The 23597-nt window shown below is 41.4% G+C and carries 15 protein-coding genes and 1 pseudogene; 12 read left to right on the top strand and 4 right to left on the bottom strand.

The genetic code is table 11. The features are described 5' to 3' along the window. Window positions 1-204: 204 nt before the first annotated feature. Window positions 205-1056, top strand: coding sequence for a helix-turn-helix domain-containing protein (locus KFO40_RS09350; protein WP_004314250.1), 852 nt, complete (start codon window positions 205-207; stop codon window positions 1054-1056). A 707-nt stretch (window positions 1057-1763) separates the two neighbouring features. Here KFO40_RS09350 and KFO40_RS09345 read toward each other — a convergent pair. After that, a complete protein-coding gene (locus tag KFO40_RS09345; RefSeq protein WP_049703468.1) occupies window positions 1764-2948 on the bottom strand; it encodes an aminopeptidase C in 1185 nt (394 codons plus the stop codon). 133 nt (window positions 2949-3081) lie between these two features. On the opposite strand from KFO40_RS09345, the pseudogene KFO40_RS25665 reads away from it, so the two are divergent. Both KFO40_RS25665 and KFO40_RS09335 read left to right on the top strand, forming a co-directional pair. Beyond that, a pseudogene (locus tag KFO40_RS25665) lies at window positions 3082-3306 on the top strand (hypothetical protein); the annotation flags it as partial. Beyond that, window positions 3293-3607, top strand: coding sequence for a hypothetical protein (locus KFO40_RS09335; protein WP_008025926.1), 315 nt, complete (start codon window positions 3293-3295; stop codon window positions 3605-3607). The pseudogene KFO40_RS25665 and the gene KFO40_RS09335, both read left to right, overlap by 14 nt. Here KFO40_RS09335 and KFO40_RS09330 read toward each other — a convergent pair. After that, a complete protein-coding gene (locus KFO40_RS09330; protein ID WP_004314253.1) occupies window positions 3571-4098 on the bottom strand; it encodes a hypothetical protein in 528 nt (175 codons plus the stop codon). The genes KFO40_RS09335 and KFO40_RS09330 overlap by 37 nt on opposite strands. A gap of 184 nt (window positions 4099-4282) precedes the next feature. On the opposite strand from KFO40_RS09330, the gene KFO40_RS09325 reads away from it, so the two are divergent. After that, window positions 4283-6505, top strand: coding sequence for a cation:proton antiporter (locus tag KFO40_RS09325; RefSeq protein WP_211146290.1), 2223 nt, complete (start codon window positions 4283-4285; stop codon window positions 6503-6505). Further along, window positions 6486-7331 (top strand): patatin family protein, encoded by an 846-nt coding sequence (locus tag KFO40_RS09320; RefSeq protein WP_004321607.1) that lies wholly within the window; start codon window positions 6486-6488, stop codon window positions 7329-7331. The genes KFO40_RS09325 and KFO40_RS09320 overlap by 20 nt, the downstream gene beginning before the upstream one ends. Window positions 7332-7418: 87 nt before the next feature. Here the strand turns inward: KFO40_RS09320 and KFO40_RS09315 are convergent, their stop codons facing one another. Next, the gene (locus tag KFO40_RS09315; RefSeq protein WP_015531547.1) at window positions 7419-8441 is read right to left on the bottom strand and encodes a helix-turn-helix transcriptional regulator; all 1023 of its coding nucleotides are present in this window, start codon (window positions 8439-8441) and stop codon (window positions 7419-7421) included. Window positions 8442-8665: 224 nt separating this feature from the next. Here KFO40_RS09315 and KFO40_RS09310 point away from each other — a divergent pair, with 224 nt between their 5' ends. Beyond that, entirely contained in the window at window positions 8666-10546 is a 1881-nt protein-coding gene (locus KFO40_RS09310) for a DUF4980 domain-containing protein (RefSeq protein WP_211146289.1), read from the top strand. Between the two features lie 171 nt (window positions 10547-10717). On the opposite strand, the gene KFO40_RS09305 is transcribed toward KFO40_RS09310, so the two are convergent. Beyond that, entirely contained in the window at window positions 10718-11590 is an 873-nt protein-coding gene (locus KFO40_RS09305) for an aldose 1-epimerase family protein (RefSeq protein ID WP_015531545.1), read from the bottom strand. Between the two features lie 277 nt (window positions 11591-11867). Between KFO40_RS09305 and KFO40_RS09300 the strand changes: the two genes are divergently transcribed. The 6 genes from KFO40_RS09300 (at window position 11868) to KFO40_RS09275 (ending at window position 23575) form a co-directional block, all read left to right on the top strand. Next, window positions 11868-14951, top strand: coding sequence for a SusC/RagA family TonB-linked outer membrane protein (locus KFO40_RS09300; protein ID WP_117683571.1), 3084 nt, complete (start codon window positions 11868-11870; stop codon window positions 14949-14951). A gap of 24 nt (window positions 14952-14975) precedes the next feature. Beyond that, window positions 14976-16733, top strand: coding sequence for a RagB/SusD family nutrient uptake outer membrane protein (locus tag KFO40_RS09295; RefSeq protein ID WP_117683572.1), 1758 nt, complete (start codon window positions 14976-14978; stop codon window positions 16731-16733). Between the two features lie 22 nt (window positions 16734-16755). Then, the gene (locus tag KFO40_RS09290) at window positions 16756-17886 is read left to right on the top strand and encodes a glycosyl hydrolase family 28-related protein (protein ID WP_015531542.1); all 1131 of its coding nucleotides are present in this window, start codon (window positions 16756-16758) and stop codon (window positions 17884-17886) included. Window positions 17887-17923: 37 nt separating this feature from the next. After that, window positions 17924-19876 (top strand): DUF4960 domain-containing protein, encoded by a 1953-nt coding sequence (locus KFO40_RS09285; RefSeq protein WP_151934417.1) that lies wholly within the window; start codon window positions 17924-17926, stop codon window positions 19874-19876. A 125-nt stretch (window positions 19877-20001) separates the two neighbouring features. Continuing rightward, window positions 20002-21849, top strand: a complete 1848-nt coding sequence (locus KFO40_RS09280) for a DUF4980 domain-containing protein (RefSeq protein ID WP_117683573.1) — start codon at window positions 20002-20004, stop codon at window positions 21847-21849. Between the two features lie 559 nt (window positions 21850-22408). Next, complete coding sequence (locus KFO40_RS09275; protein WP_004300990.1) at window positions 22409-23575, top strand: MFS transporter; 1167 nt, start codon at window positions 22409-22411, stop codon at window positions 23573-23575. The last annotated feature ends 22 nt before the right edge of the window (window positions 23576-23597 follow it).

Here is a 23597-nt window from a genome sequence, read left to right as displayed (position 1 = left end):
ACGATGCAAAGTACGGCTAATAGGTGACTGCCGTCAAGCTCCATTCTTGGGATTCAATATTCTATATTTGCTATTTTCTTAAATACAATCCTAATAAAGAAGAAAATAATGTTCTATTTGTAGGATATAATATACCATTTTTGAACTTGTTGCCCGGAATCCGGATGAAATGGATATTTTTGGTAAATTAAAAAAGAACTGACGATGACAACTAACGAATCCTTTCCTAAATTTGACCTTCCGGTTGATTTTATAGCAGATGACAGTATCACCGGAGATATCTTAAACTACTATGGTAATTTCCCCTGCAAAATAAAAGCCGGTGTCTTTGTGCTTTGTACGGAAGGGATGGTCAGAGCTACCATTAATTTGTTGGAGATTGTCATTCGTAAGAATGATTTCATCGTTGTTCTTCCTAATTCATTCATTCAGATACACGAAGTTTCGTCTGATACCCGTATTTCTTTTGCCGGTTTCTCGTCCGATTTTATGCTTTCGGGCAATTATGTGGAAATCCTGCTGGACTTTATGCCTATGATATTGAACAGTCCGGTCATCTCTCTGCAAGAGGATGTTGCCGGCTTATACCGGAATGTATATCTTTTACTGATTCGTGCTTATACACTCCCACATTCATTAGAAAATAAAGAGATCATACGTTCCGTACTGGCTATTTTTTTGCAGGGAACGAAAGAATTGTATAAACGCTATGGCAAGAAGCTCGATGAACCTTTGAGAAGAGAACAGGAGTTGTACAGGCAGTTTATACAGTTGTTGATGGCTCATTATACCAAAGAGCATGAAGTGGCGTTTTATGCGGAGAAGTGTGGGGTTACTGCGGCACATTTCTCAAGTGCCATCCGTCGGGCAAGCGGATACAGTCCGTTGGCAATCATTACAGAAATTATTATTATGAATGCGAAGGCCCAATTGAAAACCACCCGGTTGCCGGTGAAAGAAATAGCTTTCTCGTTAGGCTTTAACAATCATTCTTTTTTCAATAAATACTTTCGTAAAAAGGTGAAGATGACTCCGCTGGAATATCGCGAGAAATAAATCTGCGTCTGCTTAAAATTGGACTATACATAAAAATGGGATGTTTTATACATTCTCCCTGCTGTCAATCAGAGCCGGTATGCAAGAGGTTGATAAAAAATCGCTTAAATATGTATCAGGGAAATGCGAAAAGACAGCGCTTTGCTGATGGAAGATATTTTTGGTACTTATTTGCTTTCAGAGTCGGAGTAAATGAATGATTCTTTTCCTATTATATAGCTATTTGCTATATAAAGAATCAATGGATTCTGAAGTGAAATAACTTGGAAATGGCTCTTCTTTCAGCCCAAAAATCCTTTCTCACCGATGAACGCTGGCTTGGTCGGTGAGCAAGGATGCGTTTCTCACCGACCAAGCCTGCGTTTCATTAAAAGCAAGGGTGCATTTATACCATAAAGACCGTCTGTTTTTCCTTGTATTTATGCATAATAAGGGGCTGTATGTGTATAATCTTGCATTAATTCATGCATTTTATTCTCTGCTTGATTTGATTCATAGCCACTGTCAAACGGTAGAATCTTAAAAATAGAACAAAACTGTTTACCGTTGAAATCCGTTCTTTGGTCGATTATATTTGGAGGAAGAAAACAGCAGTCTTACTTTTGTTTCGATAACATGGAGTAATCCCGAAAAATAACTGCTTAAAAAAGCCTCAGAAGCTATTTGTAGCTAATGAGGCTTTTTATTTATAAAGGATGGGTACTCGTTTATTTGATTCCCAGTTTTTTAGCAATCTCTTTAGGCAGTGCGTCTTTGTGTACAAGAATATTCATAGTCTTGTAAGCAACGAATGCTTTGGAAGCATACCAGATACCATTGTATTTGCCTGATTTACCCCAAGAATTCTTCACCATGAAGTATTCTTTTCCGTTTTGGTCTTTAGCGATACCGTAGATTACCATTCCGTGGTCGTCCGTAGTTTCCCAATTGTCGAAAGCAACTTGGCGCATTTCTTGAGTGACGTCGATTTCCGGGTATGGTTTGGTTGTCATCATTTGACGTTTGTTAGCAGCAGTCAGGCCGGTCCAGCGAGCCATATCCGAACCGGAAAGTTCAGATTCTTTGTTTACATCCGGCATAACGGCGATACCGTCACGTGTGAATCCCTGTTCGCTGACGTCGCTACCCCATGCAAAAGTATAACCTTTCTTTATAGCATTGTCCATTACAGCCATCAGCTCTTCGATAGGCAGGTTGTAGGATAAACCATTGCGCCAATTATCCTGAATCTCGATTGCGAATTGAGAATAGAATGGATGATGTGTATAAGAAGTCAGTGATACATAGTCGTCACAGTTCAATCCCAGTGATTCAGAAAAAGTCTTCGGAGTATATTCTTTGCCTTTGTATGTGAACTTCTCCGGACATGCTCCCAGATAAGTATCATAAATAGCGCTTAGTCCGTTTTTCCATACCGGAGTCAGTTTGCTCAACTTACCTTTCGCAATAGCATTGATGTAACCGGAAGCAACAGCATCCAGCTCGTTATGCACCGGCAACGTGTCACCGTACATGATACCCGGCATCACCTCTTGAGGAACAATACCATAATTCTTGATGCAGTACATTACATCATAAAAACTTCCGCCCGGGGAGAAAGAACTGTCACCATGATAGCGTACATAGTTTACTCCGCGATCCTGCATCGTTTTGTGTACGACAAACATTTCAGACAGGTCATACTCGCCTTTACCTAAGCGAAGCAATTCTGATTCAATGAATCCGAGAGTTGAGAAACTCCAGCAAGTGCTCGAACGATTTTGATTCTTGATAGAAGTAATCGGGTTTTCTTTCACTGTCGTGAAAACAAAACCTTCTTCAGGTTTTGCATCTTGTGCCATGATGTTTAGGCTGAACAAGCCTAAAGCAGCAATAAGGATTGTCTTTTTCATTCCTATGAAATTAATATTAAATTGTTTTGGCTACAAATATAGGAAAGTTTCACCACAGATTACACAGATTTACACAGATTATTTCACCACAGAGGACGCAGAGGACACAGAGGAAGATAAAGGAAAATTGAGATCAGGACAGACTGCAGGAAGCAGTTACCGCTCTAACTACTGGATTTACGACCCTTTGACAGACCTGTGAGATGGGGAGGATTTGACCGATTTCGAAGGAAGCACACGCTCGAAAGCTGTATGTTTTTCTACTGGAAAACGGGGAATTATAGCTACAGGAGGATCTTCCACTTATTATTACGATGATACCTGGGAGTTGAAACCATACGAATATGAAGAGAAATAAAAAAGTAATAGGTGTTAGTTGCTTTGTCTTACTGCTTTTAGTGGGAATCATGTATGTGTATGTGCATCCGGTAAATAGATACCGTTTGGAAGTGACCCGGGTTGGAGGTAGTGGGTACGGCTATAAAATTTATGAGAGAGAGCGTTTGATAATTGTTCAACCTTTTTTATTGGCACAATCATGCCACCTTACTGGCACGACTGTGTCAATATGGTGGCACTGGAGTGCCAATACGATGGCACAAGGTAAAGCATTAAGTACAGATTATTTGTTCTCTTCTTCTTTGGGTGCTACTACATAATCTTCTTTGATAAACTCATCATACACACGCTTGGGATGATCGAATGGAGCGGTTCCATTCTTCTGTTCATTGAAGTTTTCCCTGCGGAATTGTTTCAGTTTCAGGTTATCTTCTGCATACTCTCTCAATTTCTTATGCTCATTTCCGTAGAGCGAACTTTCGGTCACGTCAGAATTGAGCAGGTTTTCTTTAGGAGTAATAGTAGGTAGGAGCACTTGTTCCAACAGACCACGATAGGCACCGTTATATTCGCACCATACAATATCGTTGGTTACAAATATACGATAGGAGTACTTTGACCATGCGGTTTTGATTTCAATAGATGTAGCATAAATTTCAATGGTAGCTTCTGAACCATACGCTTGGTCACGGATCACAACGGTCGTCCGACCGCTCAGTTCTTCCTTCACGGAAGTTTGCCACTTATCAGAGTGTAAGATTTCTTCGATAATTTCCGGCAAATTTTCTTTAATCTCAAACTGTATTCTCATGGTGCTTGCCTGCGGGCAGGACTTTTTTGATTTTTTCCTCCTTAAACAATTAAGCTAGCCTAAAGTTACATAGATTGAAGCAAAAAAACAAGATTTTGTTTGAGAATTTGTTATTTTCGCCAAACTATCTGCCTTTTTCGTTTGTTTTTACCATAAATATGCACAAATCGTAAAAATAAAGTTTATGCGGAACAGGGTCCGGAAGAATTATGTCATTTATGTACTGATGTTACTCCTGTTTGGAGGGTTGATTTATGTTGCTATTGAAGAGGGTGACCGGTTTTCGCACTATGCGGTAAATGCGCAGAACATAGTACAGGGGAATCCATTCACTATGTTTCTCCAGTTTATACAGGATAATCTTCATCATCCGCTCACTACCTTGTTGATTCAGATTATAGCCGTACTGCTGATGGTGCGTCTTTTTGGCTATTTGTTCAGTCTGATCGGGCAACCGGGAGTGATTGGAGAGATTGTTGCCGGTATTGTGTTAGGACCTTCCGTACTCGGCTTTTTCTTTCCGGATGCTTTTCATTTCCTTTTTCCGGCACACTCGCTTACCAATCTTGAACTGTTGAGTCAGGTGGGACTGATCCTTTTTATGTTTGTCATCGGTATGGAGCTGGATTTCAGTGTACTGAAAAATAAAATCAATGAAACGCTGGTGATTAGCCATGCCGGAATCCTAGTACCCTTCTTCCTGGGCATCTTGTCTTCTTACTGGGTGTACGAAGAATATGCAGCTGCCCAAACTCCGTTTCTTCCATTTGCTTTGTTTATAGGTATTTCTATGAGTATCACCGCTTTTCCGGTATTGGCGCGCATCATTCAGGAGCGGAATATGACGAAGACTCCTTTAGGGACGCTGACCATTGCTTCCGCTGCCAATGATGATGTGACAGCCTGGTGTCTGTTGGCAGTGGTGATTGCTATCTCCAAAGCAGGAAGTTTTGCCAGTGCACTTTATTCAGTGGGGCTGGCAGTTGTCTATATTGCGGTCATGTTTTTGGTTGTTCGACCGTTTCTGAAGAAAGTGGGAGAAGTATATGCCAACCAGGAAGCAATCAATAAAACATTCGTGGCATTTATTCTGCTCATTCTTATTATTTCTTCTTGTCTGACCGAGATTATTGGTATTCATGCACTGTTCGGAGCCTTTATGGCAGGGGTAGTGATGCCGTCCAATCTGGGTTTCCGGAAGGTGATGATGGAAAAGGTGGAGGATATTTCATTAGTATTCTTTTTACCTCTGTTCTTTGCCTTCACCGGATTGCGCACGGAAATCGGTTTGATAAACAGTCCGGAGTTGTGGATGGTATGTTTACTGTTGGTGACGGTTGCTGTTGTCGGCAAACTGGGTGGATGTGCCATTGCCGCCCGTTTGGTGGGTGAGTCGTGGAAGGATAGTCTGACGATAGGGACATTGATGAATACACGGGGATTAATGGAGCTTGTCGCTTTGAATATCGGTTATGAAATGGGAGTTCTTCCTCCTTCTATATTTGTAATTTTAGTCATTATGGCGCTAGTTACGACCTTTATGACTACTCCTTTGCTTCATTTGGTGGAACATATTTTCGTACGTCGGGAAGAAAAATTATCTTTGAAGCACAAATTGATATTTTGTTTCGGGCGTCCGGAATCCGGGCGTGTGTTGCTTTCCATTTATGATTTGTTATTTGGGAAGCAGTTGAAGAAAAATCATTTGATTGCAGCACACTATACGGTGGGCACGGATCTGAATCCGTTGAATGCCGAACATTATGCCAGCGAGAGTTTTGCTTTGCTCAATCAACAGGCAGCGAAATTGAATATCCAGGTAGATAACCATTATCGGGTGACAGACAAACTTGTACAGGAAATCATCCACTTTGTCCGTAAAGAACATCCTGATATGCTGCTTTTGGGAGCCGGGAGTCATTATCGTTCGGATATGCCGGGAACTCCGGGAGCAATTTTATGGTTAACGCTCTTCCGGGATAAGATTGATGAGATTATGGAGCAGGTGAAGTGTCCGGTGGCCGTATTTGTCAATCGTCAGTATCGGGAAGGCACGACGGTCAGTTTCGTACTCGGCGGAATGATTGATCTGTTTCTTTTTTCCTATTTGGATAAGATGTTGCAGAACGGACATTCGGTGCGTCTTTTTCTTTTTGATACGGATGATGAAGAGTTCCGTGGACGCATTGACGATTTGCAGGTGCGTTATCCGGAACAAACGATGATAGTGTGGTTTGCGGGAGTAGAAGATTTAGTGACTGAAGAGAAAGACGGGTTATTGATAATGAGCCATCTTTCTTATACGAAATTATCCGAGGATGAGGCTGTGATGCGTGAATTGTCATCTTTGCTGGTAATCCGCCGGAATAAGAATACGGGAGATAAAAATGAAGGACTTGAAAATTGATGAATCTACGGGATTAGTGTTGGAAGGCGGGGGAATGCGTGGAGTATTCACCTGCGGTGTGCTTGATTATTTTATGGATCACGATATCCGGTTTCCCTATGCGATAGGAGTGTCTGCCGGTGCGTGCAACGGGTTGTCGTATGCATCACGGCAACGGGGACGTGCCAAGTACAGCAACATTGACTTGTTGGAGAAGTATGATTATATCGGTCTGAAACATTTGCTCAAAAAGCGTAATATACTGGACTTTGATCTGTTATTCAATGAATTCCCCGAACATATTCTTCCTTACGATTATGAAACATATTTTGCTTCACCGGAACGTTTTGTGATGGTGACTACGAATTGCATCACGGGAGAAGCCAACTATTTCGAAGAGAAAAAAGACAGTCGCAGGGTGATTGATATTGTCCGCGCATCCAGCAGTCTCCCTTTTGTATGTCCTATTACTTATGTAGACGGGGTTCCCATGCTCGACGGAGGAATTGTAGATTCCATTCCTTTGCAAAGAGCCATTACGGATGGCTGCACGAGAAATGTTGTGGTACTCACCCGTAACCGAGGGTATCGGAAAGATTCGAAAGACATTCGTATCCCTTCGTTTGTATATCGGAAATATCCGAAGTTGCGCGAAGCGTTAAGTCGGCGGTGTGCTGTTTATAATGAGCAGTTGGAAATGGTAGAGCGCATGGAGGATGAAGGACAGATTATTGTTATTCGCCCGTTAAAACCTGTAGCCGTAGACCGCATCGAGAAAGATGTGCAAAAGCTGACAGAGTTTTATCAGGAAGGGTACGAATGTGCGAGAGCCTTACTTGAAGAATAAAGTTTCCATAGTTGAACAATAGACAGGTTCTCCATGCTTTTTTGTTTTTCTTGAATGTCAGATAGGATAATTGGGCGTGTTCCCTTTTCATTTCGAATGGGTATATTGTTCAGCAGCCTTTTTTAGTTTCCTACCCATCAATTCTACCAGAGTCTTCGGATAAAGAACTTGTATTCCCTCGGCATATCCGAAGAATACTCGTTCTAACTCATGGTTGATGACGACTTCAATTTCCAGTATGACACTTCCGTCAGCTAATCTTTCCACCACTTGCTGGCTGCGGTGTATAGGCTTGGTTATGATGTAAGGTGCTTCGGCAGCCGCTACCTTGAAACCGACTTTCTCCGCTACACTTCCAGTGTTTTTAGTGACTCCTACCAGATCATCGAAGAACGTGTTCGGATCGAAGAACGTATTTTTTATGTAATGTTCTTGTGGCAGAACCTCCAATGATTGTATTCTGTCCAAAGCTAAATTTTGCAAGATCCGTCCGTTTCCTCTGACACCATAAACGAACCATCGGTTGCGATACTCTTTTAATAGATAAGGATAAAAAATAAAGCTGTTGGCCGAACGTGCCTTGAACGAACGATATTTGAGCTGTATCGGATGCTCGTTTACAATCGCGTGATAGATCGTATCCAGATAATCCAGTCCTTTCAATGATTCATTCTTTTCAAAGTCAATGACAGGAGTGGTTTTCATCCGGGCAGAAGCAACGTGATCTTCCAGGCGGTTGATAATATCGCTCATTTCCGTAAAATAGGAGAAGCCTTTAAACTGCCTCAACACTTCCACTGCTTCCGACATCGTTTTCAGGTCTTGTTCGTTCAGCGGAGTTTGTGTAATGCTGTATTCCGGATCTTCGTATTTATAGTATTTATTTTCGTACACCACAATCGGAGCGTTATAACCCAGCTTCTCGCTGCGCATCATCTGTATATCCATTTGTACCGTACGTTTGCTTATGCCTTTATCGATGCCTTCGTATTCATAAAGGGCATCCGAGCAAGCATCTACCAAATCTTCCAACGTCCAGCGTCGATAAGGATTACGCAGACAGTTATCAATTGTTTTATAACGGATTAAGGCATTTCTATTTGCTGGCATAAGTAGAAGAATAAAGATTGGCTTCAAAAGTAGAAAAATAAATTCAGGAAAACAAAGAGGTTACAGGTCTTTATTCTTGGATGATAAAAGAAAATTCTTAGGATTTGTATCAAATTTGATACCCTTTGAAACAAAGTTTATAGGCGAAGGCGAAGATACCCCCTATCTTTGCCTTCGTCTATTTTGGATTAAAAGCTTGTATAAATTAGGAATACTTTGTTGCCATGAAAACAAACCCTTGGATGAAACTATGTAAAGGTGCAATACTTGCATTGGCAGTCTCTTACGGACTGATTTATTGCCACACCACTAAAAGCAAGTTGACCTTGGAACAGAAAGGGGATAGCCTGACTGTCATCCACATTACCAATCCGACTAATTATATATTGCTTCCTATAGAAGAGGAAGCTGCGGAAAGTCAGGTTCTGCTTGATACCGGAGAGGCTGCGGATACCGATATGGATATTCGTCTGGCACAGACTCAAGTGGACTATTTTGTTCCCTTTGCTTTGCCTGCCGGAGCGAAGGCTGCCACCGTCCGTGTTCGTAATAAATCAAAGGATGCACTTTGCTGGAAAGAAATCAAGCTATCTGATACTTTTGATACAGCCAATACGGAAAAGTTCCGCCCTGTTTACCATCATACTCCTCTCTATGGCTGGATGAATGATGCCAACGGATTGGTGTATAAAGATGGAGAATATCATTTGTATTTTCAATATAACCCTTACGGTTCTAAATGGGGAAATATGCATTGGGGACATTCTGTCAGTAAGGACCTTGTACATTGGGAACATTTGGCCCCAGCTATTGCCCGTGATACATTGGGACATATCTTTTCCGGCAGCTCTATTGTCGATCAGGAGAATGTAGCGGGGTATGGAGTAGGGAGCATCCTGGTTTTTTATACTTCTGCCAGTGACAAAAACGGGCAGGTCAAATGTCTTGCTTTTAGCAAGGATAATGGACGGACATTTATTAAATATGAGAAGAACCCCATCTTGTGCCCTGCTGATGGTTTGAGAGATTTCCGTGACCCAAAAGTGTTCCGGTATGAACCGGAAGATAAATGGGTGATGATTGTCTCCGCCGATAAAGAAATGCGTTTCTATGACTCTAAGAATCTGAAGGACTGGAACTATATGAGTAATTTCGGAGAAGGATACGGGGTACAACCTTGTCAATTTGAATGTCCGGACATGGTGGAACTTCCGGTGGATGGAGATCTGAACCGTAAGAAATGGGCATTGATAGTGAACGTCAATCCAGGATGTTATTTCGGAGGAAGTGCCACTCAATACTTTACAGGAGACTTTGATGGAAAGAAATTCAGTTGTGACAGTCAGCCGAATGTCACGAAATGGTTGGATTGGGGCAAAGATCACTATGCTACCGTTTGTTTCTCAAACACTGGAGAACGAACGATTGCTGTTCCTTGGATGAGTAACTGGCAATATTGTAATATTGTTCCGACAAAGCAATTCCGTAGTGCTAACGCTTTGCCGCGTGAGTTAAGTCTTTATACACAAGACGGTGAAATTTATCTTTCAGCAGCTCCGGTACCGGAGATAAAGACTCTGCGAAAAGAAAAGAAAGAAATTCCGGCATTTACGGTTGCCAATGATTATCATATTGATTCTTTATTGGCTAATAATGATGGTGCTTATGAACTGGCATTGGAAATTACCGTCGGGGAAGCGGAGATTATGGGACTCAGCCTCTTTAATGATAAAGGGGAAAAGGTGGATATCTACTTCAATCTTCCGGAAAAGAGATTGGTTATGGACCGGACGAAAAGTGGTATCGTGGATTTCGGAAAGAAGAGTGTACCTCATGAAATAGAGGTTCACGACCGTAGAAAGACGACTTCCATCAATTATATAGATGATTTCGCATTAGCTACCTGGGCACCGATAAAGAAAGAGAATAAATATACGTTGGATGTCTTTGTTGATAAATGTTCTGTAGAAATATTCCTGAATGGAGGAAAGGTAGCAATGACTAATCTTATCTTTCCATCGGAACCATACAACCGTATGTGTTTTTATAGCAAAGGAGGTTCATTTCAAGTAGATTCATTCAATGCGTATCGGTTGGGTTTATAATAGAAGTAGAAGTTACACAATAGATGTTTGCATAGATTCAGTGAAAGCAACAAGTATTGATTGCTTTTTAAGGATTCATAGGTTAGATTTATAAGTTAGGTTTTGTAGATTAGAATTAGGTATTTGGTAGCTGTCAGATGTGAAATCCGGCAGCTACTTTTTATTCATCAATTATTCATCAATTTCAATTGTATATCCTCCTTGGAATATCTCTTCCGGTTGTAAGTGCTGTATCCAGTCCTTATCTTTATATTCACCAGTATAATGTGCGCGGTCGCAACGTCCGTACCAAGGTTCGATGCAGACGAAAGGAGCATTCTTTGCAGGTGGAGACCAAAGACCGACTACCGGAGCGTTAAAATGTAAACTAAGATAAGCCTGTTTCTCTTTATTATATAAGGTAACTTTACGGACCTGTTCATTTTCCAGTATCAAAGCATCTTTATCAAAAGTATGCGTGTCCAGTGGTAATAATCCGTCTGTCAACTCTAAAGAATATTCTGTGGAAGGATCAGCGCATCCCTTTTCTGAAATGAGAATATATTTCAAACCGTTTTCCTTGTCAAATCCGAAGAACCCTCTTTCAGAATTGCTTGCATCGAACTCCGGCCAATAGAAAGCTGGATGTGCCCCAATCTGAAAATACATATCCTTTTCACCGCTATTCTTTACTTCCCACATAACCTCAATTTTCTTTCCCTGGATGCGATAGCCTATTTCCAGACAGAATGAAAAAGGGTATTTATGCAAAGTTTCTTCATTGCTGACAAGGCGGTAACGTACTTCATCCTCTTTTTCAGAAATAAGAGTAAATTCCATGTCACGGGCAAAACCATGTTGAGTAAGCGTATAAGGAATCCCCTCGTTACGATACTCATTTTCCCATACGCTCCCGACAATGGGGAATAGGACAGGAGAGTGACGTTTCCAAAAAGCAGGATCGGCTTGCCACAAATATTCTTTTCCATTGGCGACGATGCTGCAGAGTTCAGCTCCGTGAGGAGATACTTGAATCGTGAGTTGTTTGTTGGAGATTGTTTTCATATCGTTGATTTTTTCAGTTGACTACAACCAGTAGTTAACTCCATTTTTTAAGTTCTTATCACCTGCAAAGGTAATATTTTCCATACTTACTGGAGAATAGATATTCTATAATTCTTCTATTTCGAAGAATAATGTATAAAACCCTATAAAATAGCGTTCTATGCAACAAATGTTATAGCCTTTGAAACATTTTTTTCAGTCGTTTGATATAAATCAACCGTAATTTGCATCATCGATTTAGTAAAATTCGTACTTTTAATTTAATAACATCAAACTAATGCTTAGTATTATGAAGAACAAAAAACTTCTTTGTAGCGTTTGTTTCCTGTTTACTTTCATGTCAGTCCTTTGGGGGCAAAACATAACAGTGAAAGGAAACGTTACTTCAAAGACTGATGGTCAACCAATTATTGGTGCTTCCGTAGTGCAAAATGATTCTAAATCAACTGGAACTATCACAGATTTGGATGGTAACTTTACTCTTAGTGTACCAACGAATGCATTATTGGCAATTTCTTATATAGGATATAAAGAAGTAATTATTGCCGCTAAACCTTCATTGAAGATAGTGATGGAAGAGGATGCTAAGATGATTGACGAAGTGGTTGTGACAGGTTATATGGCTGAAAAGAAAGCCAGTCTGACAGGTTCGGTAGCTGTAGTGAAGATGAAAGAGGTGGCTGACATACCTACTGGTAATGTGATGTCAGGTTTGCAGGGACGTGTAGCCGGTATGAACGTAACAACTGATGGTAAACCCGGAGGTGGTAACACAGATACTAAGTTACGTGGTATTACTACCATCAACAATTCTTCTCCTCTTTATGTAATAGACGGTGTTCAGACACATGATAATGTGGCTTCTATTATCTCATCCAATGATGTTGAATCCATTCAGGTGTTGAAAGATGCAGCTTCGGCTGCCATTTATGGTGCGCAAGCTGCCAATGGTGTCATTATTATCACCACAAAACGTGCTAAGGAAGGCGATGTAAAAGTAAGTTTTGATATGTCGCTCACTGCCCAGACTTTTACTGGTGGTATTGATATGCTTGACGCTTACCAATGGGGTGATGTGTATTGGCAGGCTTATAAAAATACTTTTGGAACCAATCCCAATAGTGTAGTATATGGAAATGGAGAAAAGGCCCAACTGCAAGAATATTATTTTGACCAGAATGGAGTGAAAATAAAGTCGGGCAACACTGATTGGGCAAAGGAAATATTTGGTACGGCTTTAATGCAAAATTATAATCTTTCTCTTTCTAAAGGGTTTAAGGATGGGAATGTGGCTCTTACCTTAAATTATATGAATCAGGATGGTCTTTGCCGTAATACAGACTACGAACGTTTTAATTCGCGTTTAGCCTCTAATTTTCGCTTTGTAGATGGTAAAGTGCGTGTGGGTGAAAGTATTTCGGTGAATCACTGGTTGGAGCATCTTAATCCTGCCGGTATAGAAGAATTGGTTATTGCCCAGCATCCGGCCATTCCTGTGTATGATGAAAATGGAGGGTATGCCGGTGGCTATGTGGATATATTGGGGGATAAGCCGAATGCCATTCGCTTGACAGACAATGAAGCCAATAATCGTCACAAAAGTTGGCGTATCTTTGGCAATGTTTATTTGGAAGTGGAACCCATTAAAAATCTAGTGTTGAAGAGTCAATTTGGTTTGAACTATACTACCGGTTTCAACTCAACTTTCGTCCCCAAATGGAGTGAAGCCGATCGTAAGGTAGATGTAAATGAACTGACCGTACGACAAGATAATAGCGTGCAATGGGTATGGTCGAACACTGCCAATTATAGCATAGACCTTGGGAAGAACAATATCAGTGCAGTGATAGGAACTGAAGCTAAGAAAGAGAATGGTGAACATTTACAGGGATATGGTCGCGGATTGGTGATAGAAGATCTCGATTATCGTTACTTAGACACTGTAACTGAAGGAAAAAGTGTGAGTAACAATGCTTCTACCTATGCTATGGTCTCTTACTTTGGTAAGGTGAACTATGCGTTTGATGATAAATACCTTATATCAGGAACAGTGCGTCGTGATGCTTCTTCACGTTTCGGTAAAGGGAATAATTCTGCTATCTTTCCTTCAGTATCTGCCGGTTGGAGAGTATCGCGTGAAAAATTTATGGAATGTACGCAAAACTGGCTTTCAGATCTTAAATTGCGTGCATCGTGGGGGATAAATGGTAATGATCAGATTGATAACAATGCTACTTACAACCTCTATTACACTAACATGTCCAATGGCTCATACAATTTCAATGGGGATGGTACAACGGTATTGCCCGGAGTACAGAAAGACCGTTCGGGTAACAACGACCTGAAATGGGAAGAGACCAAACAACTGAACTTTGGTATTGATGCTGCTTTCTTTGACAACCGTTTGGGACTGACACTGGATTATTTTCAAAAAAAGACTACTGGTATGTTAATCCAGAAACCTTATATAGGAGTGATCGGTGAAGGTGGATATAAATGGTACAATGCTGCCAGTATGGATAATAGCGGTGTGGAAGCAACCTTTACTTGGCGAGATGAAATAAAGGATTTCAAGTATGATATTTCGTTCAACCTTTCCTATTATAAAAATGAAATTACCGAACTTCCGGATGTAATCAAATATACTTGGGGAGGTGGTAATGGTGTGGACAAAACTATTGTAGGTCAACCTTACGGATCATGGATGTCCTATAAAGCTGATGGTGTATTCAAAACAAAACAGGAGGTATATGAATACCTAAGCAAATATGATGTACAGATTGGTGCTCCCGGCGTAGGGCGTATTCGCTACAAAGACCTTAACGGTGATAACATTATCAATACTGCTGATATGGATTGGCAAGGGAGTGACCAACCTAGATTTATTGGTGGTTTGAACATCGGTGCATCTTACAAAGGATTTGACCTTTCTGTATTCTTCAATGGTATGATTCGCGATGCATGGAACAATTCCAAGTTTTATACCGACCTTTTTCAAGGTTGGACAGGTAATCACTCTGTACGTTTGATGGATGCAATGCATGCTTGGAATGCTTATGAGCAAACCGGAGTTTATAATTGTGATATCCCTGCATTGACTGTGGTTGATAATAATGTAGAAACACGCAGTTCCACTTTCTTTATTGAAGATGGTTCTTATGTGAAGTTGAAAACTCTAACTGTGGGTTATACTTTCCCGGATAAGTGGATTAAGAAAGCGCATCTTTCCAATTTGCGTTTGTATCTGCAAGCACAGAACGTTTTTACGCTGACTAATTATACTGGTGCCGACCCGGAAGGATTGGGCTATCCATATCCCCAACCTCGTACCTATACATTCGGTCTATCACTTGGTTTTTAATTTTTATCCTAAATACAGAACATTATGAAATTGAAATATATCTTTGCAGTAGGTGTGATGGCACTATTGGCAAGTTGCGATGAGAGTCGTTTTCTAGATATTAAACCTCAGGGTACACTCAATGACGATTTGTTATCATCGGCCGATGGTGTAGAGCTTTTGGTTACTTCAGCTTATGCAGGATTGAAAGGTCCTAATCGTGATATGCACTGGGTGCCGATGACCAATTGGACGTATGGTGAAGTACGTTCGGATAATGCCTACAAAGGTGGTGGCGGTGTAAATGATGGAGACTTTTGTACGCTGCTTGAAACCTTTAAAATAGATGCTACATGGGGCAATGCCGACGAAAAATGGTTTCAACTTTATTGTTGCTTGCAACGTTGTAACAGCGCATTGCGGGTAATGAATACGCTTGATGAGAACGCTTTGCCGATGATTAAAAGTCGTAAAGCCGAAATGAAAGTGATTCGTGCACACTTCTTCTTTGAACTGGTTCGCCTTTTCAAGCAAGTACCTTATTTTGATGAGAATGTGGAAAATGATGACTATAAGTACATTCCCAACAATCAGTTTACCCGTGAAGAACTTCTGGGTAAAATAGCACAAGAATTTCTTGATGCTGCTAACGATTTGCCTGATACTCAATCTCAAGTAGGGCGTGTCACTAAGAACATTGCTTATGCTTATGCTGCCAAAGCTAGACTTTATCAGGCTTACCGACAAGATGATAATAACCAAGTGGTTGCTATTGATAAACAATTGTTAGCTGAAGTGGTGACTCTTTGCGACAAAGTAGGTGCGCAAGGAAAGGCATATACTCTTTTGAACGATTTTCAGAAACTTGATCAATTGGAATATGAAAATGGGGTAGAGTCTGTGTTTGCCGTACAATATTCGATGGATGATGAAACCGATGGTGCCGGGAATATAAACTGGAGTAATCTGTTGAATGCTCCTAAAGGTCCTTATGGTGGTGACGGATTTTTCTTACCCAGTCAGAACTTGATCAATGCCTATAAGACAGATAACTATGGATTGCCTTTGTTTGATACTTTCAACGCCGATGACTATGGAATATACGAAGGAAGTGAGCTCACCAACATTGATGCAACTGTGGATCCTCGTTTGGATTTCGTTACCGGTCGTCCTGGTATCACTTGGAAAACATATACCGTTGAGCCTTGTAAAGCAAACTGGATACGTAACAGCGGTGAATATGGCTTTAATTGTACAAAGCGCTTCTACATCTCGCCTGAAAGTGAAGATATGTTCCAAGGTTGGCCTTGGGGAGCTTCTCATCTCAACTGGCAGATAATCCGCTATGCTGATGTATTGTTATGGAAGGCTGAAGCCTTGATAGAGATTGGCGAAGCTACCGGACTGGAAGAGGCTCGCAAAATTATTAACCGTATTCGTCTGCGTGCCAAAAATAGTCCTTATGTAAAAGACTTTAAACATTCCGAACAGGATGCAGCTAATTATCTGATAGGCGAATATCCTGCTGAGGGCTGGAGTCAGGACTTTGCCCGCAAGGCATTACGTTGGGAACGCCGTATGGAGTTTGCTATGGAAGGTGACCGTTTCTTCGACTTGGTACGTTGGGGGATTGCTGCGGAAACCATGAACAGTTACATTAGTGTGGAGCAGAATAAGCGCGTTTATTATCGTGGTGCTCGCTTTGTTCGTGGTAGAGATGAATATTTGCCTATTCCCAATGCACAATATAACTTCTCTGAAGGCAATTATGTGCAGAATCCCGGATATGGTAAGTTTAACTAGTATAAATTCCTTAAATATAAATATGATGAAAATAAAAAGATATTTGCTTAGCACTTTCTGTCTGTGTTTGTTCACGGCTTGCGATAGTGATGATAATCTGTTGTGTTATGGCACTCATACTGAAATCGAAGGCGATGTTACCACATTCGGAGCTGTTGGCGATGGAAAGACGGATTGTTCGAAAGCCATTAATAGTGCTATTGCTTCCTTGCCTTCCGAAGGGGGAGTAGTGGTTATTCCTGAAGGTGATTTTGTGCTCGACGCTCCCATTGTGATTAATAAGCACAATGTGACATTCAAAGGGTTGAATCCCGGTATGCGTAGCAATATTGATGTGAATGGAATAAATGAGTTGTTGGGCCCTGGTGGCGGAAGTAAATTGGTGGCGCGTAATGCCGAAGCTGCTATAAAAGTAGAGACAGGCGTGAAGGGTGTAAAGATTATGAACCTGATGGTGTCCGGTGGTACGGAAGCTAAGAACATCGGCATACACTTTGCCGGTACGAGTGATGATGGAATGCTTTCTAATATTATTGGTATAAATTTGCATACAGGCGTCAAGATAGAACAAGCGAAAAACATGCAGATAATCAATTGCTGGGTATGTGAGCTTCCCAATAGTATGGTGCTGATTGGTGGCGAGAATATTAATATCAAGAATTGCCAACTGGGTGCTCAGCCCACTGGCATAACCTGTAAGGCGCAGGGAGTGAACAAACTTTCGTTTGTTAATAATCAGGTCTATCCTGACGGGCGTGAAAATTTAGTGCTTGATGGTTGTAATAACTGTATTGTTGAAGGTAATAATTTTAAAAGCTACTACAATGGTATTCTCGTGTTGAGTGGTAATGATAATCGGGTAAATAAGAATATTTTTTGGCTTACCGGAGCTCTTCAAAATCAGATGCTCGACCATGGTGATGACTTTGGCATAATCAATGTAAAGGGTAACAACAATATGTTTGTATCCAACAGTTTGTCATGTGAATGGGCTTATACTGATGCTGTGGCCGTAAATGCTACTCAAGGAACAGGAAATGTGTTCAAAAACTGCTTTATAGATAATTTGGAGAGTTATCGGGTATTCCTGGTGAACTCAGGAACTGAAGTTTCTAATTGTGTATCATCTGATAAGGTGAGCATAGTAGAATAACCTCCTCAACATACACCATTATTAATATAGTAACACCATGAAGATAAATAAATTCTTAATAAGCGGAATGCTCCTGATGTTGGGCACATCTTGCAGCAATGACGATACCTATACTCTCTGTGATGAATGTAACGGTCAGAAGATTATAGACATAACCCAATTCGGACTTCCAACCGATGGGTCCACTGATTGTGCTGATCTTATAAATGCTATTATAGCCGATCTTCCGCCCGAGGGAGGAACGATACTTATTCCCGAAGGTACTTTTCGTTTGGATAGTCCCATTCAACTTACGCGTAATTTCGTAACATTGAAAGGTGTGAACGATGAAGCGGTTACTGCTGCTGCCGATACGCGGGAAAGTCGTCTGGTGCTTGGAAATGCCGAATATGCGTTACACGTTGCCCCTGTTGCCGATATAGACGGACGCAAAAACCGCATTAGCGGTGTGGAGGTAAACGGACTTACGCTTGTGGGGAAGGGGGACCATCAGGGAACCGGAATTTATGTAGAACATGATAATGACCGCCTGCACTTCTTCAATATTAAAATGGAAAATATGTACCAGGGCATTAAACTCCAAGGGTGTGACGCCATAACATTAGCTCGGATAGATGCAACCGATGTAGTGAATGGCATTGATATGAATGGTGGCATACAGAATATGGTAACCAATTCTGTATTCGGCTCAACACAGGGCGGTGTAACGGCACGTATTTCCGGAGAAAGTAATCTGATATTTTCTCACAACAAACTAACGGCAAATGATGATCGCTGTGCTAATTTTATAGGTTGTAACCGGGTGAATATCTCGGATAATGAATTTACAGGAAACAAAATGACTTTCTTTGATATAAGCGGACAAAACAATCTGATAAGCGATAACTTGTTCACTGTAAACAGAAGCGAAAATCAACTCAATGGCAAAGAAGCAGACTATGGCGTGATTCATGTGAAAGGCGAATATAATCATTTCACATCGAACACCATTCAGGTGTCTTGGAGTGACAATATAGAAAACCCTGTGACTGTAAATGCTGCGGAAGGTGAAAATAATCGTTTCGCAAGTTTCACGATAGAGAATACGAGCAGCAATCAGGTATTTTATATCAGCGAGTCGTCCGAAGTGATAGATTGTGGAGTGACGGAAGAAAATATAAAGGTGAAACCTTCCGAAGCGCAGGATTTGACAAATGCAGCTTACGTGATAACGTATGATACTCCCGAAGAGATAGAAGATGATGATGAAAAAGCTTCCTATGCGTGGTTCAAGAAGCAATTTGTAAATGGTAAAGTCATTACTTCCGCTACATTGACTGATGAGGACCTTTCTGCTTATGATGTTATTTGGGTACATATAGACCGTGTCGGCATTGGAGCAGGATGGGATAAATTACCTTTGTCTGCTGATGCAATTGCCGCGTTGGCTACTTATTATAAGAATGGCGGAAATCTGTTCTTAAGCAATCATGCGACTCAATTGGTTGTACCATTTGGACGTACCGAACGCGCTCCCGGAATATTTGCAGATGGTGAAGGAGGAGATGGGGCAGACATTTGGACAATTAATGCCAATATCGGAATGGAGTATGATCATCGGGCTCATCCGGTTTTTGCTGGTATGGTTACTTCTTCCCAATTCCCCCATGAAACATTCCCGTTGATCGGGCCTGGACGGCGTGAAGACCATAACTGTATGTGGGACTTGAATTCTTATGGCTTCCCCGCTCTTTATCCCAATGCAGGAAATGTGGTGAAAGCGTTTGAAGAAGAAAATAAAGCTACCGTTTTGGCGACTTGGGGACACGTAACGGATTATTGTTGTGCCGGAATGGTAGAGTTTGCTCCGACAGCGGAATATCAAGGTACATGTATAGCTCTCGGTCTGGCTGCTTACGAATGGAATCAGAATAGTAATATAAACGTTTATCAAGATAATATTGTGCTCATGACGAAGAATATATTACATTATCTAAGCGCTAAGAAATAGATCGGTAACATTTTTTTTATCTTTTGAAACAAAAGTGATAGGTGTAACTATCCGTTGCACCTATCTTTGCATGGTGACAAATAGAAGACATTGAATATTAATAATTAACTCTAATACCATCTGACATGAATGTATTATTCTCGTTTAAACAAGTACAGACCTTTTTGACTATTCTGGTTATGATGATTTTCTCATTTTTGGATGCTTCGGCCGATACTTCTTCCTTATTAATAAAAGATTTGGGTGAAGGACATTGCCTGGTACAGATAAATACAAATCAACGTTATTTGCTTTTACCTGTAGAGGAGGTAATGCCTGATGTACGTGTCAGCATGATCGTTAATAATAAAGAGGTGAATGTTGCGGATGTTCGTCTGGCAGTGAACAGAGTGGACTATTTTGTTCCGCTGGATCTTTCGGCTTATGCTGGTAAAAACATACTGTTGAAATTTAAATTAGGCTCGAATGATCCTATACGGGGGAAACTTTCTGCTGTTTGTTGCAAGGAAATGAAATTGTCCGACACGTTCGATACGGGCAACCGTGAAAAGTTCCGTCCTACTTATCATTTCTCACCTCTTTATGGGTGGATGAATGATCCTAATGGAATGGTATATAAAGACGGTGAATACCACCTTTTCTATCAATACAATCCTTATGGTTCCAAATGGGGAAATATGAGTTGGGGACATGCTATCAGCCAAGATCTTGTAAACTGGAAACATCTTCCTGTAGCTATTGCTCCCGATGCATTGGGGACAATTTTCAGTGGCTCGGCAGTTGTCGATTTTGATAATACAGCTGGTTTTGGTGCAGGTGCCATTATCGCCATCTATACACAAAACAGTGACCGACAAGTACAAAGCATTGCTTACAGTACTGACAACGGACGTACTTTCACCAAATATGAGAATAATCCGGTACTGACGTCCGAAGCGCGTGACTTCCGCGACCCGAAAGTATTTTGGTATGAAAGCACCAAACGCTGGATCATGGTATTAGCAGTAGGGCAGGAGATGCAGATATTCTCTTCTCCTAATCTGAAAGATTGGACCTTTGAAAGTCGTTTCGGTGAAGGGCAAGGTGCACATGGTGGTGTTTGGGAATGTCCCGATTTGTTTGAACTTCCAGTAGAAGGTACCAATGATAAGAAATGGGTGCTGCTTTGTAATTTGAATCCCGGAGGTCCTTTCGGAGGAAGTGCTACTCAATATTTTGTAGGCTCCTTCAACGGAAAAGAGTTTGTAAACGAATCACCCTCCAAAACCAAATGGATGGACTGGGGAAAAGACCATTATGCCACCGTGACTTGGAGTGATGCTCCCGACAACCGCCGCATCGCTATCGCATGGATGAGCAACTGGCAATACGCCAACGATGTTCCTACCTCCCAATACCGTAGCCCGAACTCCGTTCCCCGCGACTTGAGCCTGTTTACCGTAGATGGTGAGACTTACCTCCAATCAGCTCCCTCTCCCGAACTGCTGGCTTTGCGTGATGCTTCCAAGAAACGCTCGTTCAAAGTAAACGGAACACGCACAATTAAAGAAATGATTCCCAGCAATGACGGTGCATACGAAATAGAACTGACGATTGAAAATCAACATGCAGACGTAATCGGCTTCCGTCTCTACAATGACAAAGGCGAAGAAGTGGATATGCAGTATGACATGAAAGAAAAGAAATTCTCAATGGATCGTCGCAAGAGCGGAGAGGTCAGCTTCAATGAGAATTTCCCGATGTTGACCTGGACAGCAATTGAACAAGGTGGAAACGAGGAACAAGGCGGCAAAGAGGCATTGAAACTCCGTCTGTTTGTGGATAAATCCAGTGTGGAAGCCTTTGGAGATGGTGGACGTTTTGTGATGACCAATCAGGTATTCCCTTCGGAACCTTACAATCATATCGATTTTTACAGTAAAGGAGGAGCTTATAAAGTAGATTCGTTTGTGGTCCATAAGTTGAAGCCATAAATATCTCTTGTTCGCCCTATGCGCTCTTTGTATGTTTCCCTATGGATGAATACGTCTTTCCTTAAGGGATAGTAGGTGGATAGTAGGGATATACTTGTGTTAAACCTACGGTATTACTGATTCGTCACGGCCGTGACGAGTTCCTACCATGGCCGTGGAAAGATCTTCCCACAGCCATGACGAATTCCTACCACGGCCGTGGTAAGTTAGTAATACCGTAGCTTCAAGGTTACTATGCCGTAGGTTTAAGATAAAGATACCGTAGGCTTGAGGTATTGATGCAATAAGGAGAGCGTAATTCATATAGGCGACGAACAGATAACTAACGGTAGTACCCACACGACTAACAGCAGATTGTAAATTGAATCATATAACTGCATGATATAAATAGAATAAGTACTCATGCAAAATATAATTTTATATTATTAGGCACGGATTACGCGGATTACACGGTTGCTATCTGACAGCCATCATTCGAGAAGCCGTGTAATCCGCTTAATCCGTGCCTAGATTTATGATATAAACTAATGATGATAACATATTTAGATAAAAAAAAACAATGGAAAACAGTAAAAACTCTTCCCTTTCCAAACTAATCCCGGTGATGCTTTGCTTCTTCGCCATGGGATTTGTTGACCTGGTAGGCATTGCCTCCAATTATGTAAAGGCAGACCTCGGTTTGTCGGACTCGCAGGCGAATATCTTCCCTTCACTGGTATTCTTCTGGTTCCTCATCTTCTCCGTGCCCACAGGCATGTTGATGAGCCGCATCGGTCAGAAGAAAACCGTATTGCTTAGTTTGCTTGTGACTTTTGCTTCTTTGTTATTACCGGTTTTCGGAGACAGTTATATGCTGATGCTGATTTCTTTCTCCCTTCTGGGCATCGGAAACGCGTTGATGCAGACTTCCCTGAATCCGTTGCTTTCTAACATCGTACGTGGCGACCGTTTGGCAAGTAGCCTGACTTTCGGCCAGTTTGTGAAAGCCATTGCCTCTTTCCTTGCTCCTTATATTGCCATGTGGGGAGCGACACAAGCCATCCCGACTTTTGATTTGGGCTGGCGCATCCTGTTCCCGATTTACATGATTGTAGCCGTCATTGCTATCCTATTGCTCAATGTCACACAGATTAAAGAGGAAAAAGAAGAAGGCAAACCGTCTACTTTCGGACAATGTCTCGCTTTGCTTGGCAAACCGTTTATCCTGCTTTCTTTTATCGGTATCATGTGTCACGTTGGAATTGATGTGGGTACAAACACCACTGCCCCCAAGATTTTGATGGAACGTCTCGGCATGGGACTCGACGATGCGGCTTTTGCAACAAGCCTTTATTTTATCTTTCGTACGGCAGGCTGCTTCCTCGGTTCTTTCATTTTACGTAAGATGTCACCGAAGTCTTTCTTCGGCATTAGTGTTGTGATGATGCTGATAGCGATGGCAGGTTTGTTTATATTCCATGACAAGACAATGATTTATGTATGCATCGGTCTGATTGGTTTCGGTAACTCCAATGTGTTCTCCGTAGTCTTCTCGCAGGCATTGCTTTACCTGCCGGGTAAGAAAAATGAAGTTTCCGGTCTGATGATTATGGGACTGTTCGGCGGCACGGTATTTCCGTTGGCTATGGGAGTAGCATCCGATGCCATGGGACAGAGTGGGGCAGTAGCCGTAATGACAGTGGGCGTGCTTTATCTCTTGTTCTATACGTTCCGTATTAAAAAATAATTTTATAACTTTGGAAACAATA

Origin of the sequence: Bacteroides sp. 1001302B_160321_D4, from assembly GCF_015667765.1 — a bacterium.
Classification (GTDB): domain Bacteria; phylum Bacteroidota; class Bacteroidia; order Bacteroidales; family Bacteroidaceae; genus Bacteroides; species Bacteroides xylanisolvens.
Note: the sequence above shows the minus strand (reverse complement) of the source record. Positions and strands in the feature narration are given on the sequence as shown.